Origin of the sequence: Flagellimonas algicida (assembly GCF_049629585.1) — a bacterium.
GTDB lineage: Bacteria > Bacteroidota > Bacteroidia > Flavobacteriales > Flavobacteriaceae > Flagellimonas.
The window spans coordinates 97,294-112,015 of sequence record NZ_JBMYIX010000002.1 but is presented as its reverse complement, the minus strand read 5'-3'; the positions used below and the strand labels follow the sequence as shown (position 1 = coordinate 112,015).

The following is a 14,722-nucleotide window of genomic DNA, read 5'->3' as shown; positions in this document are numbered from 1 at the left end:
AAAATCAAGCATTTGTAATAATTGCAGCCAAATCAACATCTTTTGCATCTTTGCTTCTAAGTGCTGAACCTTGAATACGAACGTCATCAATGGAAACTCCGATTTTTGCGAGCCCTTCTTTAACTTCTCTACTAAACTCATTAAATTCTCCTAAACTTTTAAACTTAAAAGGATAACCTCTTTTAAGCACTCTGTTAACATAGTTATCTATCTGTTCAATTAACTGTTTAGCATTCAATGGCTTAGATTCTCTTGCGCCTATAAAGATAAGCTCTCTATGAAATCATCATCCAAACCTAGTTTTTTCCTTGACTGATTAAGTTGGCAATTTCATCATCACTATATTTCAACCGAAAACCTTTCGAATTATTAGTGTACGGTTTTTAATTTTGAGCCTACTACTTTCTCATAAGCCGCTTTCATCTCGGCCAATTTCTCGGGATGGCTTTTGGCCAAGTTGTTCTGCTGGCCCAAGTCTTCTTTAAGGTTGTACAATTGATATTCCGGATCATTGCCTATCTCAATGTTAACGGTTTTGATCATGGCAGGCCCATCATAAGGCGGGATCATGGCCCAATCCCCTTTACGGAACGCTGTTCGTGTAGAGGCCTCTATGATGAGTTCATCCCGACCGTTGGTGCTGTTCCCCATCAATACATCCAGCAAATTTTGACTGTCCTGGGTCGTGGCATCACTGTTCACCAATGCCGCAATTGAAGCCAGAAGGTCTACTTGACTTACCATTGCATCCGAAGTGCCTGGGGTAATCTTTCCTTTCCAGTAGGTGATAAAGGGTACACGGGTACCTGCTTCGAACAGGCTATATTTTCCACCCCGCAATGGGCCTGCAGGTTTATGGTTGCCCAACTTCTCAACGGAATCGTCATAATATCCATCGTTGACCACTGGGCCATTGTCACTTGAAAATACAATCAAGGTATTCTCCAGCAAACCTTCTTCTTCCAAGGTCTTTACAAACTCGCCCACACACCAATCGGCCTCCACGATTACATCCCCTCGGGGACCCATACCACTAGATCCCACAAAACGCGGATGTGGGGTTCTGGGTACATGGGGCTGTTGAAGTGCATAATACAGGAAAAAGGGCTGATCTTTCTTCTCTTTTACAAAGTGTTGGGCTTCGGCCAAAAAAGTATCGGCCATACCCTCATCCACCCATTTGGCAGCTTCGCCGCCCTTCATGAACCCGATTCGGGAAATACCGTTCACGATGCTGTTGTCATGCCCGTGGTGCCATTTCATTTTCAACAACTCTGGGTTGTCCTTGCCTGTGGGTTCCCCCGGGAAGTTTTTTTGGTAATCAATTTGGATAGGGTCATTGGGGTCAAGATTGTCCACTTTCCCATTTTCAATATAGACCGTTGGCACGCGATCTTGGGTAGCTGCCATGATGTAACTATGGTCAAAGCCTACCTCGTTGGGTCCGGGACTAATGGTCTGGTTCCAATCCACATGTCCGGTGCCAAGGCCCAAATGCCATTTTCCAACAATTCCCGTGGTGTATCCTTGTTGTTTCAATACCTTGGGAAGTGTGGTTTGAGCCGTATCAATGATCAAGGGGGCGGTGCCCGGCAATATCTTGGCGCTTTTGTTCCGCCATGGATAGGAACCCGTCAAAAGGGCATATCGGCTGGGCGTACAGGTGGCCGAAGTGGCATACCCGTTTGTAAACCGCATCCCATTGTTGGCCAAGTTGTCTAGATTGGGCGTTTGCAGTTCGGTGGCCCCATACGCTCCCAGCTCTCCATAACCCAAATCATCGGCATAGATGATCACGATATTGGGCAGGGATGTTTGTTCCTGTGGCTCGATCTGCTCTTTTTTTTCGGTTTTACAGGCAAAAAACAATACGGTCAGTGCGAAAAATGCGGTTCTGGCAATGTGCATTATAGTGGTTTTGTTGGGTTGATGGAACTGCAATCTAAGGAAAAGAGTGCAATTTTTAGGGAAGCCTATGGACAATTTCGGAATTGTGTCAATCGTCAAAAGAAGCATTGAAAAAATCACCTAAGGATATTTCAAAATACTGACAGAGCTTTTTTAGTGTTAAAAGTTGAATGTCCCGTTTTCCTTGTTCAATTCTTGAAAATTGAATTCCTGTATCATGTAGGGCTTCTTCTTGCGTAACTCCTTTGATTCCTCTTAACTCTTTGACCCTTTTTGCTAGATTCACAAGCAATTGCTCTTTGCTTTCTTCCATTTTACAAATCCATATTTGTAACAATATTGGGATTCCAATTCCTTGATCATGTTATGGTTCCACAGTCAATATGGCCCTTAGCCTAATGTCATTGGAAGAACTACCGATCATTATTCTAAAATCACCCGGTTCCACCACGCGGTCCATACCTTCGTTTAACATGGTCAACATTTCTGGGGTTATTTCAAAGGACAGCTCCTTGGTTTCCCCTTTTTTCAAATGAACGCGTTGAAACCCTTTCAACTCCATGATCGGACGGGCCACGGAGGCCAAAATGTCCCTGAGATAGAGTTGTACCACCTCGTCACCATCCAACTCTCCCGTATTGGTGACCTTAAACCGGACGGTTGTGGTTTGGTCCTTGGAAATACTCGGGGCATCAATTTGTATGTCCTCATAGGAAAAGGTGGTATAGCTTAGACCATATCCAAATGGGAAAAGTGGTTTTCCGGTCAGGTTGATATAGTCATCACCCCTTCCAGTGGGTTTATGGTTGTAATACAGCGGCAGCTGCGCTTCATGTACCGGAAAGGTAATGGGCAGTCTTCCAGCGGGATTGTAGTCACCAAAAAGCACATCGGCAATGGCATCGCCCCCGGCGTCCCCGGGATACCATACATCCAGAATGGAAGGGACATCATCAATCCAACGGTCCATGGTGATAGCGCTGCCACCCACCAAAACCACCACCATGGGTTTTCCGGTCTTGGCGACGCTTTGGATCAATTCTTCCTGATGACCGGGAAGGGATAGATAGGCCCTGTCCCTGAACTCTCCTTCCTCGATACCCACGGTAACAATGGCCACATCGCTTTTTTGGGCAGTGGCCACGGCTTGTTGGATTTGTTGTTTCCAATCATTTTCAACACCAAGATCCCACAACAGTTTGAACCACACATTGCCCACGGTCTCAAAAAATTCAACCTTGAGGTCATATTCCTTTCCTTTTTCAAAGCGATAGTCTTGGGTAATGGTCCTGACAGTTTGCTTGGTCCAATTGTCCACCACCAGTTCGCCATTGATGTATACGCGATACCCATCGTTGCCCTTGATACCAATTTTAAAGGTACCCGTCTCCGGGGCTTTGAGTTTTCCCGTCCATCGGGCGGAATAGAAATCATAATTGATTTTCTCCTGATCGGGGGAAAATAAGGTCCATCTAAAATCAATCACCGGGTCAATCCGAGTAAGTGCAGGTTCGCCTTCAAGGGTAATGTTGTTGAAATATTCTGCCTGCAAACCAGCCTTTTGCTCCCCACCTTCGTAATGGTACAATTGTTCTCTGGGGATGGTCACATAATTGGTGGATTCCCTGCCAGGTCCAGCCGCATAGTTGATTGCCACGCTTTTACCCAACTTGGTCTTGAGGCCTTCCAAAATGCTAACGGGTTTGTTTCCGGGACCGGAGTAGCCCCCTAGTCTTGCTTCTTCGGCATCCGTACCGATGATGGCCACAGATTTAACGGTTTTGGAAAGGGGTAGGGTCTGATTATCATTTTTTAACAGGACCATGGATTCCAAGGAAGCTTTCTTGGCCAACTCCCGATTCGCTTTTGTGCCGTTCCATTTGCTGGCATCTTCGGGGTCTATATACGGGTTTTCAAACAGTCCCAATTTAAACTTGGCCCGAAGCACCCTTCTCACGGCCTCATCTATGGAAGCTTCATTGATCATTCCTTTTTCAAAGGCTTCGTAAAAAAGGGTGTAGTGGTCATAAGAGGTCTGAAAAATTACATCCAATCCATCTTCTATGGCCTGTTGGGTGGATTCTGCATAATCCTTAGCAGTAAAATGAAGCACATTGGCCCCACCTGTGGCCCCGGCATCGGAAATCACAAAACCATCAAAGCCCCATTCTTTTTTTAGTTTTTGGTTGAGCAACCAGTCGTTGGCGGTACACTGTCGTCCATCAAAGGAATTGTAAGAAGTCATCACGGACCAGGCATTGGCCTTTTGGAAACTGGCCTTAAAAGCAGGAAAGTAAATCTCCTCCATCAGCCTTTCATTAAAATGAATGGGGTAACTATCGCGTCCACCATCACCCACATTGGCCACAAAATGCTTGGGGGTGGTAAGCACACCGGCCTTTTCAAATTGTGAAATAAAAGAGACTCCCATCTGTGTGGTCAGGAAAGGGTCCTCGCCATAGGTTTCCTCTGTTCTTCCCCAACGAACATCACGAGCAATATTGAGAACAGGGGACAGGATTTGTCGAATCCCCCTGGTTTTGGTTTCCAGGGTAATGGCCTTACCCACATCGGCTACTAGGAGGGTGTCCCAAGTAGCCGCCAATGCAATGGATTGGGGAAATGCCGTGGCACCTTCCCGAACCAAACCATGCAGCGCTTCATCAAAAGCAATGATGGGAATGCCCAATCGGGTTTCCTCCACAAAGTATTTTTGGATTTCATTGATCAAAACAGCGGTCTGTTCTGCAGTTCCTCCACCAGAATAATCCAACAATTGCTCTGCCTCATTTCCCGATTTTCCCTTGGTGGCCACCTGAAACCCAAAAATGCCATGCTTGTAGCGTTCCTTGCCATCGGATAGATCTCCGGGAATCATGAACAACTGCCAGAATTTTTCTTCCAAGGTCATCCTGGGCAATAGGTCGTCCACCCTTTCTTCTATGGGCAAATCTGGATTTTTGTAATCCAATTGGTCTTCTTTTTGGCACGAAAGGAGGAGAACGGATAAAACCACCATGGCCATGCACAGGGTTTTGCAGGGGAGCATTGTTGTTTTCATTTAAAGGGTTTGGTTTAGTTTAGAAGAGAAGTCATAGACTGCTTCTTTGGTCATAAATGTAGGGTATTTTCTGGGAATGGGTTGAAGGTGTTTGTTCATGGCCCTTTCTTATTTCTTCCTTACCTTAGTGCAAACTTCCACCGTATGGAGACCAAAGTCAAGAATGTATTTGTGGATGGGGCCATTTCCCCAGAGTTTATCGCCCAATCCATAGCAAAACACCAATCCAAGACCCAGATTGGGGCACATGATATTTTTCTGGGACAAGTACGTGCCGATGAGATCGATGGAAAAATTGTTTCGGCCATTGATTACTCTGCTTATGAGGATATGGCCAATCAGAAGTTCCATGAAATTAGGGAGAGGACTTTTTCAAAGTTTGAAATTACCTGCATGCATATTTACCATAGCAAGGGTAAGGTAAATGCAGGTGAAATTTGCCTTTTTGTGTTTGTTTCCTCTCCCCACAGGCGAGTTGCCTTTGAAGCATTGGAGTATGTGGTCGAGGAAATCAAGGCCCAGGTCCCTGTATTCGGAAAGGAACTGTTTGAGGATGATTCCTATCAATGGAAAGTCAATACATAGCCCATGGTCGATATAACCCAAAAACAATCCACCCATAGAACTGCCGTGGCGCAGGCGGTAGTAAAAGTCGGGAATATGGCCACGATCGAGGCCATCAAAAACGGAACGGTCCCCAAGGGCGATGTGCTTTCCATGAGCAAAGCTGCCGGTTTTTTAGGGGTGAAAAAAACTTCAGACCTGCTTCCCGATTGTCATCCTCTCCCTGTGGAGTATTGCGGTATTGAATATGAAATGGATGGACTGGAGATCAAGATCATCATCACTGTAAAGACCTTCTATAAAACCGGGGTGGAGGTAGAGGCCATGCATGGCGCCAGTGTAGTGGCCCTTACCATGTATGATATGTTGAAGCCCATTGACAAAAATGTGGAAATCCACCACATAAAATTATTGAAAAAGACAGGCGGCAAGTCAGATATTGATAAGTTGTGATTTTTTCAATTTTTTTTCCCAACCAAACACTTTTATTCTAATTTTAGGTGGATTAGATGATAAGCCAAACACCATGAACAACCTCAAGCGCGTAATTGTCGATTTTAAAAAATTGACTCCGGAAGTATTGAAACTTTTGGTGGAAAAATACCCCGATGGCTATGGAGATAACGATGTGATCAATTTTCGGAATTTAAAAGGTGAGTTGATCGAAGCCGTTGAGGTGTCCACGGACGACACCAAATATTTGGTGAAGATAAGCTCCAAATTGGAGCATACCATGGCCAACTTTGATGACGATGACGACGATAATGATGATACCTCAGATCTGGATGCCAGGGAAATGGACAAACTCCCGGATGATGACGATGATTTTTCCGATTCCGAAGAGGAAGAATAATTTTACCCCTGTTTTAGGTTTTCCAACATTTCAACCGTGGTTTGGTCCAAATCAAAACCAGGTTGCCAGCCCCAGTCTTTTCGCGCTGGTGTATCGTCAATGCTGCTAGGCCACGAATCTGCTATTTGCTGCCTAAAATCAGGAGCATAGCTTATGGTGAAATCCGGAATGTGTTTTTGGATGCTTTTAGCCACTTCATTGGGGGTGAAGCTCATACTGCCCAAATTATAGGAAGATCGTATGGTGAGGTTTTCGGCAGGACTTTCCATTAAACTGATGGTGGCCCGGATGGCATCGTCCATATACATCATGGGAAGTCTAGTCTCTTTATCCAGAAAACTTTGATAAGCTCCCTTTTTTAAGGCATCATGGTAAATCTCCACGGCATAGTCCGTGGTGCCCCCACCGGGCATGGTCTTCCAACTGATCAGCCCTGGGTAGCGCACGCTACGTACATCCACCCCAAATTTTTTAAAATAATATTCGCACCAACGTTCCCCGGACTGTTTGCTTATGCCGTAAACCGTGCTGGGTTCCATAATGGTGCTCTGCGGGGTATCGTCCTTTGGGGTGTTGGGCCCAAAAACAGCAATGCTTGAGGGCCAAAAAATCTTGGAGATCTTGCCTTCGCGGGCCAAGTTCAAGATATTAAACAGGGAGCCCATGTTGAGGTTCCAGGCCCGCATCGGGAATTTCTCTGCCGTGGCACTCAACATGGCGGCCATCAAATACACCTCATCTATTTCATAGTGCATTACCACGTTTTCTATGGCTTCGTAGTTTGTGGCGTCCAAAAGTTCAAAAGGCCCTGATTCCATCAAGCTATTGTTGCCTTCCCGGATATCACTGGCTATGACACTTTCCCTACCATATTTGTTCCTGAGTTCCATGGTAAGTTCTGTTCCGATTTGTCCACAAGCACCTAAAATGAGAATGGGCTTTTGCATTTAATTTGAAGTTAATTACGTTCAGGGGTAAAGATAGCCTTTATTAAAATTTGTACATTCGCTTATGCGAAAATTGTTATGGATGTCCATAGTTTTTACGGTCTTATGGAGCTGTAAAAAAACCGAAGCAGTTACAGAGGAGCCGGAAAGTGAGGTACTTGTTTTCAACTACCAAAAACTGCCGACCAAGTTGACCTTGAACCCCAAAGCGACCACTATTGCGGAAACTTGGGATGAATTTAAGGCATTGACGGCAAGCATTGATGTGTTGTACCGGGCAACCAACAATGAAGATCTCAGCTTGGCCATTGACGACCTTATCGAGAAGGAGAAAATTATGGCAGGGGGGACCTATCCGGAACTGTTCAATGCCTTTCAGGTGAAAAGCAGGCAACAGGTACTTAGGACCTATTTGTACAAGGTAAAATCCAAGATTCTGGAAAATCAGGAAACCACGGAATCTACCATAGAAATGATGGAAGCCTATAATGCCCTACGCAAGCAATTGAACATCATTGTGAACAGTCAGTTGGACAAAAATCTAATATTGGATGAAGAATAAAGTTTGTTATCTGTTGGTTTTTGTGGCGTTGGCCGCAACGGCCCAAACTACGGAAAAGGAAAAGATTGGAAAAGTATTGGATGCATGGCATATGGCAGCTTCCAATGCCGATTTTGATGCCTATTTTGGAAAAATGACCCGTGATGCAGTGTTCATTGGGACAGACGCCACCGAAAATTGGCAAAATGAGGAATTCAAAGCCTTTTCCAAACCTTATTTTGATCGCGGAAAAGCATGGAGTTTTACTGCGGTACAGCGAAATATCTACCTTAATTCAACCAAGGATTTCGCGTGGTTTGATGAATTGTTGGATACCCAGATGAAACTGTGCCGGGGTTCCGGGGTGCTTAAAAAAGAAAATGGGCAATGGAAGATTGCCCATTATGTACTTTCGATTGCCGTTCCCAACGAAAATGTGGATGAATTGATCGAGATGAAGGAAAAAAAGGACAATCAGTTGCTTCTTGAGCTTAAGAAGCAATAGTAATCATTTACTCTTGGCCTTCGGGCTTTTCTTTTCGGGACTCCAAGGCCTGCTTGCTTAAACTGGCCAAATTGAAATTTGGCTCAAGCTTCAAAGCCTCATCCATGGCAGCAATGGCCGCATCGATATTATTTTGGTCCAAATTAAAGGTCAAAAGGCCCTTTAAATGATAAAAAGCAGCTTTTAAGGGAACCTCATAGGGCTGCTGTCTTTCGTAGAAAGCATATTTCATATCGTCCTGGGCATTGGCAATCCCATATTCTATATTAGTGCCTGCTCCGGCCGTATCCCCTGTCTGGATCTTAAGATCGGCCAATTCATAGGCCAAATAGGGAGATGGATCTCTCTTAAATAGCGCCTCAAACTGTTCCAATGCTCTTTTGGGTTGGTTCAAGGCCTTTAGTGAAACGGCCTTTACCTGTATGGCCAAGTCAGAATCAGAATCGTTCTTTTCTATGCCAATGGTATTCAGTGCTTGTAGGTGCTGTCCATTGTTCATATAGATGAAGGACAAGGTGTCCCTTCTTTCTTGGGAGGGGGCAAGTACGTTCAAGTGGGTCAGTGCTCCAATAACGCCCACAACATCGCCCTGCAAGCGCATTTCGTTGTAATACGCTTGGTAGTGCTCCAAAAGTTCATTCTTGGTCTGGCCCATGGCACCAAAACCGATAAACATTAGCAATAGAAGTAAAGTCTTTTTCATTGATCTTCAAATTAGTGCGCCAAAACTAAAAAAATTATCGGAACAAAGCTGTTAAGAAAATGTCATAAGACAATTAGGTGAAGATGGACGTGGTGAACCTATGGGATTTGTCCAAAAAATTAGTGCTTAGGACTACTTTACCCTCATGTTTGGGAGGGTTGTCAAGATAGTTGGGAGGAGGAATCCCTCTCTTCTTCGCTTCATCCGCATAGTAATCCATTTTTTTCGGGTGCAACGGATATACGCCATTAAAGATCTCGCCCCAATATTGATTTTGGATGATGGTGGTTATCATGTGGATGCAATCCTCCAGATGGATCAGATTGATAGGGTCCTGTCCATTAGAAAGGTGCTGTTTATTGGAAAGCATGGTAACGGGATGGCGATCGGGTCCGATAAGGCCGCCAAATCTAATGACGGTGGTCTGGAGATCCGGGTCATCCATAAAGCGTTGTTCGCAGACCAACAATTGCTTGCCCGACTCCGTATTGGGTTGTGGAGGGGTCTGTTCGGTGACTTCCCCTTCAACAGTTCCGTATACGGATGTGCTACTGATAAAAATAAGCTTTGCAACATCACTCTTTTTGATTTCGGTGTGCACCAACTTCATTTTCTCCACAAAGCTTTCTGCATTTTTGCCACGCAGCCTTGGAGGTACGTTAATGATCAAAATATTTATGTTTGACAAAAAACCTGCTATATCGCCCTGAAGCTCTGTTTCCGATAGCGTAATCCTAAATGGGCGTATTCCCTCTTCCTGAAGCAGCACCAATTTATCTTTTGATGTGGTGGAACCATGAACTATATGGGAGTTTTTCACCAATCGCTGTGCTAAGGGAAATCCCAACCAACCACAGCCTAAAACGCCTATGTTATCAGTCAAATCGCAATGTTTTGATAGTCAATATGGCATCGTTCAGCACAAAGGGCATTGGGATGCTGGTATCAGGTCTTTTTGGAACACTGAAATCGGGATGGGTCAACAGGTCGTTGGAAGCTTCGTAAAAGGATAGTTCCAACACCGAGTCTTTTGGAAATTGCATCTCTATTTCGGTAAAATCATTGTTGGTGATATAGTGTGTGATCAATCGATTGCCCCGGTTTTCCAAAAAATGGGAGGTCAACGGAATCCGATTTACCTGTACATCGGTCAGGGGGATGGAGTTGGTATACACATCCAAACGGTTGACGTCGCGTTTTGGCGTGATGCAAATTTCAAGCACCCGGTTTTCACCAATAATGGTGTCCTTTACGGTATCAATCCGCGGAAGTGCAACATTTTTTTTGGGAGCATCAGCAATTTGGGTAAGCTCTGTTCGGTATTTGCTGGCGAGCGTTTCGTGTTCCTTAGCCGTCGGTTTGCGCTTTTCACTTCCCAAAAACTGGCCATTCCATTCAATCAACCTATTGTCATATGTGGCCCAAGAGGCAACATCCGTATCGGCATTATAAACATACAGTAAGCTACTGGGTTTGGGTCTTTTTGAATTGAAATTTGAGTTGATATGGGACGATATGCCAAAAACAAAGAACAGGAATAGGAATAGATAGGCCAAACGGTCCTTGGTCTTTAACTGACCGAAAAATGGTAAGACCAGAACAAACAGTAGGGTTGTGAATACCGTTGCGGCGACCATCATCCTCAATCCCAGACCCACAGGAAACATTTTAATAAAGGGGGCATGGATAAAAATTGCGGGCAAGGCCAAGAAAACCAACAAAAAAGGATTGGGTTCCTCTTGGTTGAGGGTAACCATAAAAGCAGCCAATAATCCAAATAGAGGCACAACAAAGAAACTTGCCCCAGGTAAGTATTGGGCAACCAATCCACAAATGATCAACCATATTACAATGGGAGCGACCAAAAGGTTGGGCGTACTGGTTTTGCGGAATTTATGGTAGATCCAGAAACAAACCGACAGAGCCATCATAACATACACCAGAATGTACAGATGCCCATTGTAGGTGAATCCGTGGAGCATATCCTTGAAACCGGGATACCACCATGTGATAATGCTCCAGCAAAAATAGCCCAATGCCCCATTGACGACCAAAGCGAACAAAAGAGGGAGAAACCCTTTTAAAATAGCTTTGGGCTGTAACTTTTTCTTTTTAAAGCCCAATGCCAATAGTATCACAAATGCCAACAAGGCCAGCCCGAACATAGGCCAAATCCAATCGAAGGGATAAGAAACCAGATTAAAAAAAGGAAGGTTAAAGTAGATGTAGTCGTCTAAGCTTTTAAGGTTCCCCAGATCGGCTTCACTGAAATGGTTCAATAAAGGCATTAGGTAACTGCCTTGATGGGCCAAGGTTTTTTTATCCAGCCTTTCATAGGTATCCAACGCGGTGTGATAATCAAAGTGATCATCGATAAAGGCAAAATTAAAGCCTTCAATATCCCCATCTTCCCTAAAAACGGTCAAATCGGTATCATTGGGCAACATTTTATAGATGCTGTAGGCCAAGGAGTTGGCCACCGGATATTTGGGATGGGCCATGGTAAATTCCTTGATCAGGGTGCCATTGCCTCGATTGGTCTCTATGAGCATATAGCTGGGGCCTCCACTACCACGTGCCTCAAAATTGAGTACCAAGCCCACATCTTTTGCCCAGGGATGTTTGTTTACAAAAAGATCAGCACCATTAAGGCCCAGTTCCTCCGCATCCGTGATCAAGATGATGATGTCGTTTTTTGGCGTCTGGTTTTCGGCCAGAAAAGCATGTACACCCTCCAGAATGGTGGCCACGCCACTAGCGGCATCACTGGCACCATATGAGGAGTGCGGGTTGCTGTCGTAATGGGAGAGGAGCAAAAGTGCTTTTCCCTCCGTTGTTCCTTTTATCCGGGCCAAGACATTGGTGGCCTTGCTCAAGTTTCCCCAATCGCCGGCCGTATAACCTTCTTGGGTTGAGGTTTCCAATCCCATTTTCTTGAGTTCGGCAATGATATAGTTTCTAGCGCGAGTATGACCGGGAAACCCAACGGCATGGGGCTCCAGGGATAGATTCTTGACATGCGCCAAGGCCCTGTCCGTGGAAAAGGACTGTGAGGGTGCCTCAACATCGGGATGGTAGGAAGGCATCAAAGCCTTGTAGCTCCAATATACTGATATTAAGAGTACTAAAAGGGCAAGCGTTCGGGAGAGCTTCATGGTTTGAATTGTTATGGCATAAAAATAGAAAAATATGAAAGGTTCTCACATTTGAACTAAAAAAGTTATGTTATTCGCTAAAAAAAGCTATATTTAATATTCAACCTTAAATTTCAACCCTATGGCAATCAAGAGTTTTCAAGGCATACGATCTAAGGAGGAGTCCAAGAAAAAATACGATGCACCTATCTTGGTAGAGGACTATATGACGAAAAAGTTGATTACGTTTTCCCCGGAACAGTCCATTTTGGAAGTCATGGAAGCCTTTGCCAAATATCACATTTCCGGAGGACCGGTCTTGGACAATAACGGATTTTTAGTGGGAATCATTTCCGAGGCCGACTGCATGAAGCAGATTTCGGAAAGCCGTTACTTTAACCAACCCATTTTGGATAAAAGTGTGGAACGGTACATGACCAAAGAGGTAGAGACCATTCCCCATGACATGAGTATTTTTGATGCTGCCGGAATCTTTGACCGCCATAACCGGAGAAGATTGCCTGTGATGAAAAAGGATATCCTCGTTGGACAGATCAGCCGAAAGGATATTGTGGTGGCCGCTCTAAAGCTCAATGCCCAGAACTGGAAGTAATACCCAATCACTCCCGTTTTACGATCATATAGTAATCGTTGTCCAATGGCAAGTAGCCTAGGTCGTACACAAAATAGTAGGTGCTTCCTTTTTTGGTGGTGTACAGGTTGGTGATGTATTCAAAATCAAAGCCTTTGTCCAATAACCGCATCTTCGTAGTGCTGGTTTTTCCTTCTTTTAAAGGAAAACTGTCCAGGATACGATAATTCTTGCGGAGTTTGTTATTGATGTTGCGCACCAAATTTTTACTGTCCTTGTTCAACCGATTGTTATAGGCGTTTCTGCAGTGGTCAGAGCAGTATTTCTGGTCTATCCTGCCCAAGAGCTTCGCTCCGCATTCCAAGCATTTTCTTTCGGTCATAGGATTGGATTTAGGTGACTACAATATCATACTTTTTCAATAAACCTATGAGGCCATCCTTGCTGAACTTACTCTTTTTGAGGGAGTTTCTGCTGGGGTCTATGGAAAAATCATAGGCAGATTCAAAATCCACACCTTCCAAATTGGTGTCGTCAAAAATGGCATCCTTTAGGTCGGAACCTGAAAAGGAGCTCCCTTTTAGGGAGGCGTTGGAAAAATCGGTCTGGTGCAACTTGCAATTTACAAACCGGGTCTGGGGAATTTCCAATTCATAAAAGGAAGCCACGGAAAGATTGCACCCGTCAAAATGAAACGACAACAGCATCGGGTTACAGCTCTCAAACTGAAGCCCCACCATTTTGCAATTGATGAATTCCACCTCGTTAAAAGTGGTATGGGCCAAGTTGGCATTGGTCAAATCGCAGTCTTCAAAGGTGCACTCCACAAAATTTTGGTTGTCCAAAAACCCCTTGGTGAACATGCAATCCACAAAACGACAATTTTCATAATCCCCTTTGGGCAACTTGGTTTGCGTAAAATCCTGTTTGACAAACTCTGTGTCTAGCCAAAATGATTGTGCCATACGAAATAGGTTCCAATGAAATTAAGTTGTTTCCGGGGTCAGGTGCAATGCAGGGTAAGTTACAAAAACTGAAGGGGATTGTTAAGGAAAAGATAAACCTTAAATTTTATTTGGAACAATCGTTCTGAAATGAATACGTTTGTACCGGAACATTCATTCCAAAATAAAAACGTATAAACAATTACACCATGAAAAAACTATTGGGAAAAGTAGCCATCATTACCGGGGCAACAAGTGGAATGGGTCTGGAAACGGCCAAAAGATACCTCGAGGAAGGGGCCAAAGTGGTCCTTACCGGTAGAAGTCAGGACAAGTTGAACGCCATAGAGGACCAACTCTCCGGAGACTATTTATTGGTCAAGGCAGAAGCATCCAGTATCTCTGACAGTGCGGATCTTGTGACCCAGACCGTGGAGCGGTTTGGGAAGATTGATATCCTGTTTCTGAACGCAGGAGTCTTTAGAATTGAGCCTTTGGAACATCTGACCGAGCAGATTTTTGACGAAGTGTACGACATAAACGTGCGAGGCCCGCTATTTACCGTAAAGGCAGCCTATGAATATTTGAATGAGGGGGCTAGTATCATTTTCAACACCTCCATTGTAAACGTAAAAGGCTTTTCGGGCATGTCTGCCTACGGATCTAGCAAAGCGGCATTACGGTCACTGACCCGTACATTGGCTGCCGAATTGGGACCCAAGGGAATCCGGGTAAATGCCATAGCACCGGGACCTATTGACACTCCTATTTACATCAAGCACAATGCGCCGCAGGAGAATGTGGATCAGATGGCGTCCAACCTTCCTTCAATGATACCCCAAGGCAGGTTTGGGACTGTGGAAGAGATTGCCACTACGGCGGTATTCTTGGGATCTTCGGATAGTAGTTATATCACCGGGGCGGAGATTCCCGTGGATGGAGGATTGGCGCAAGTGTAATTTTTTGAATA

The 14,722-nt window shown here is 44.6% G+C and carries 17 protein-coding genes; 7 read left to right on the top strand and 10 right to left on the bottom strand.

The window, feature by feature from the left end:
- Positions 1-4 precede the first annotated feature (4 nt).
- The 4 genes from ACPD8L_RS09305 to ACPD8L_RS09290 form a co-directional block, all read right to left on the bottom strand.
- Positions 5-238 carry a hypothetical protein gene (locus ACPD8L_RS09305; RefSeq protein ID WP_423943081.1) on the bottom strand — a complete coding sequence of 78 codons (234 nt, stop codon included), beginning with the start codon at positions 236-238 and terminating at the stop codon, positions 5-7.
- 131 nt (positions 239-369) lie between these two features.
- A complete protein-coding gene (locus tag ACPD8L_RS09300) occupies positions 370-1,908 on the bottom strand; it encodes a sulfatase family protein (protein ID WP_423943080.1) in 1,539 nt (512 codons plus the stop codon).
- An 88-nt stretch (positions 1,909-1,996) separates the two neighbouring features.
- A complete protein-coding gene (locus ACPD8L_RS09295; RefSeq protein ID WP_423943078.1) occupies positions 1,997-2,221 on the bottom strand; it encodes a helix-turn-helix domain-containing protein in 225 nt (74 codons plus the stop codon).
- Between the two features lie 51 nt (positions 2,222-2,272).
- A complete protein-coding gene (locus ACPD8L_RS09290) occupies positions 2,273-4,969 on the bottom strand; it encodes a glycoside hydrolase family 3 C-terminal domain-containing protein (protein WP_423943077.1) in 2,697 nt (898 codons plus the stop codon).
- Positions 4,970-5,113: 144 nt separating this feature from the next.
- Between ACPD8L_RS09290 and ACPD8L_RS09285 the strand changes: the two genes are divergently transcribed.
- The 3 genes from ACPD8L_RS09285 (at position 5,114) to ACPD8L_RS09275 (ending at position 6,386) form a co-directional block, all read left to right on the top strand.
- Entirely contained in the window at positions 5,114-5,554 is a 441-nt protein-coding gene (locus ACPD8L_RS09285; protein WP_423943076.1) for a molybdenum cofactor biosynthesis protein MoaE, read from the top strand.
- A 3-nt stretch (positions 5,555-5,557) separates the two neighbouring features.
- Positions 5,558-5,986, top strand: coding sequence for a cyclic pyranopterin monophosphate synthase MoaC (gene moaC / locus ACPD8L_RS09280; protein ID WP_116216939.1), 429 nt, complete (start codon positions 5,558-5,560; stop codon positions 5,984-5,986).
- Positions 5,987-6,059: 73 nt separating this feature from the next.
- Positions 6,060-6,386 carry a hypothetical protein gene (locus tag ACPD8L_RS09275; protein ID WP_421810603.1) on the top strand — a complete coding sequence of 109 codons (327 nt, stop codon included), beginning with the start codon at positions 6,060-6,062 and terminating at the stop codon, positions 6,384-6,386.
- 2 nt (positions 6,387-6,388) lie between these two features.
- Here the strand turns inward: ACPD8L_RS09275 and ACPD8L_RS09270 are convergent, their stop codons facing one another.
- Positions 6,389-7,333 carry an NAD-dependent epimerase/dehydratase family protein gene (locus ACPD8L_RS09270; protein ID WP_421810604.1) on the bottom strand — a complete coding sequence of 315 codons (945 nt, stop codon included), beginning with the start codon at positions 7,331-7,333 and terminating at the stop codon, positions 6,389-6,391.
- A gap of 82 nt (positions 7,334-7,415) precedes the next feature.
- On the opposite strand from ACPD8L_RS09270, the gene ACPD8L_RS09265 reads away from it, so the two are divergent.
- A complete protein-coding gene (locus tag ACPD8L_RS09265) occupies positions 7,416-7,895 on the top strand; it encodes a hypothetical protein (protein WP_423943074.1) in 480 nt (159 codons plus the stop codon).
- Positions 7,885-8,379 carry a nuclear transport factor 2 family protein gene (locus tag ACPD8L_RS09260; protein ID WP_423943072.1) on the top strand — a complete coding sequence of 165 codons (495 nt, stop codon included), beginning with the start codon at positions 7,885-7,887 and terminating at the stop codon, positions 8,377-8,379. The genes ACPD8L_RS09265 and ACPD8L_RS09260 overlap by 11 nt, the downstream gene beginning before the upstream one ends.
- A gap of 7 nt (positions 8,380-8,386) precedes the next feature.
- Here ACPD8L_RS09260 and ACPD8L_RS09255 read toward each other — a convergent pair whose 3' ends face one another.
- The 3 genes from ACPD8L_RS09255 to ACPD8L_RS09245 form a co-directional block, all read right to left on the bottom strand.
- Positions 8,387-9,082: a tetratricopeptide repeat protein gene (locus ACPD8L_RS09255; protein ID WP_116216943.1), complete on the bottom strand. Its 696-nt coding sequence runs from the start codon at positions 9,080-9,082 to the stop codon at positions 8,387-8,389.
- Positions 9,083-9,155: 73 nt separating this feature from the next.
- Complete coding sequence (locus tag ACPD8L_RS09250) at positions 9,156-9,965, bottom strand: SDR family oxidoreductase (protein ID WP_293303435.1); 810 nt, start codon at positions 9,963-9,965, stop codon at positions 9,156-9,158.
- On the bottom strand, positions 9,958-12,237 hold the full coding sequence (locus tag ACPD8L_RS09245; RefSeq protein WP_423943069.1) for a M28 family peptidase: 2,280 nt from the start codon (positions 12,235-12,237) through the stop codon (positions 9,958-9,960). Before ACPD8L_RS09245 ends, ACPD8L_RS09250 begins: the two co-directional genes overlap by 8 nt.
- A gap of 121 nt (positions 12,238-12,358) precedes the next feature.
- On the opposite strand from ACPD8L_RS09245, the gene ACPD8L_RS09240 reads away from it, so the two are divergent.
- Positions 12,359-12,829 carry a CBS domain-containing protein gene (locus ACPD8L_RS09240; RefSeq protein WP_116216946.1) on the top strand — a complete coding sequence of 157 codons (471 nt, stop codon included), beginning with the start codon at positions 12,359-12,361 and terminating at the stop codon, positions 12,827-12,829.
- 7 nt (positions 12,830-12,836) lie between these two features.
- On the opposite strand, the gene ACPD8L_RS09235 is transcribed toward ACPD8L_RS09240, so the two are convergent.
- Together ACPD8L_RS09235 and ACPD8L_RS09230 are read right to left on the bottom strand one after the other, a co-directional pair.
- Complete coding sequence (locus ACPD8L_RS09235; RefSeq protein ID WP_116216947.1) at positions 12,837-13,190, bottom strand: hypothetical protein; 354 nt, start codon at positions 13,188-13,190, stop codon at positions 12,837-12,839.
- Positions 13,191-13,200: 10 nt separating this feature from the next.
- Positions 13,201-13,773 carry a pentapeptide repeat-containing protein gene (locus ACPD8L_RS09230; protein WP_423943067.1) on the bottom strand — a complete coding sequence of 191 codons (573 nt, stop codon included), beginning with the start codon at positions 13,771-13,773 and terminating at the stop codon, positions 13,201-13,203.
- A 188-nt stretch (positions 13,774-13,961) separates the two neighbouring features.
- On the opposite strand from ACPD8L_RS09230, the gene ACPD8L_RS09225 reads away from it, so the two are divergent.
- Complete coding sequence (locus ACPD8L_RS09225) at positions 13,962-14,711, top strand: SDR family NAD(P)-dependent oxidoreductase (RefSeq protein ID WP_423943066.1); 750 nt, start codon at positions 13,962-13,964, stop codon at positions 14,709-14,711.
- Positions 14,712-14,722: the final 11 nt, after the last annotated feature.

What these genes read in the sequence shown, in the direction of transcription:
- ACPD8L_RS09295 (WP_423943078.1), bottom strand. Translation starts at nt 2,221, where the DNA reads ATGGAAGAAAGCAAAGAGCAATTGCTTGTGAATCTAGCAAAAAGGGTC.
- ACPD8L_RS09300 (WP_423943080.1), bottom strand. Translation starts at nt 1,908, where the DNA reads ATGCACATTGCCAGAACCGCATTTTTCGCACTGACCGTATTGTTTTTT.
- ACPD8L_RS09225 (WP_423943066.1), top strand. Translation starts at nt 13,962, where the DNA reads ATGAAAAAACTATTGGGAAAAGTAGCCATCATTACCGGGGCAACAAGT.
- ACPD8L_RS09275 (WP_421810603.1), top strand. Translation starts at nt 6,060, where the DNA reads ATGAACAACCTCAAGCGCGTAATTGTCGATTTTAAAAAATTGACTCCG.
- ACPD8L_RS09260 (WP_423943072.1), top strand. Translation starts at nt 7,885, where the DNA reads ATGAAGAATAAAGTTTGTTATCTGTTGGTTTTTGTGGCGTTGGCCGCA.
- ACPD8L_RS09235 (WP_116216947.1), bottom strand. Translation starts at nt 13,190, where the DNA reads ATGACCGAAAGAAAATGCTTGGAATGCGGAGCGAAGCTCTTGGGCAGG.
- ACPD8L_RS09255 (WP_116216943.1), bottom strand. Translation starts at nt 9,082, where the DNA reads ATGAAAAAGACTTTACTTCTATTGCTAATGTTTATCGGTTTTGGTGCC.
- ACPD8L_RS09240 (WP_116216946.1), top strand. Translation starts at nt 12,359, where the DNA reads ATGGCAATCAAGAGTTTTCAAGGCATACGATCTAAGGAGGAGTCCAAG.
- ACPD8L_RS09245 (WP_423943069.1), bottom strand. Translation starts at nt 12,237, where the DNA reads ATGAAGCTCTCCCGAACGCTTGCCCTTTTAGTACTCTTAATATCAGTA.
- ACPD8L_RS09270 (WP_421810604.1), bottom strand. Translation starts at nt 7,333, where the DNA reads ATGCAAAAGCCCATTCTCATTTTAGGTGCTTGTGGACAAATCGGAACA.
- moaC (WP_116216939.1), top strand. Translation starts at nt 5,558, where the DNA reads ATGGTCGATATAACCCAAAAACAATCCACCCATAGAACTGCCGTGGCG.
- ACPD8L_RS09290 (WP_423943077.1), bottom strand. Translation starts at nt 4,969, where the DNA reads ATGAAAACAACAATGCTCCCCTGCAAAACCCTGTGCATGGCCATGGTG.
- ACPD8L_RS09230 (WP_423943067.1), bottom strand. Translation starts at nt 13,773, where the DNA reads ATGGCACAATCATTTTGGCTAGACACAGAGTTTGTCAAACAGGATTTT.
- ACPD8L_RS09285 (WP_423943076.1), top strand. Translation starts at nt 5,114, where the DNA reads ATGGAGACCAAAGTCAAGAATGTATTTGTGGATGGGGCCATTTCCCCA.
- ACPD8L_RS09265 (WP_423943074.1), top strand. Translation starts at nt 7,416, where the DNA reads ATGTCCATAGTTTTTACGGTCTTATGGAGCTGTAAAAAAACCGAAGCA.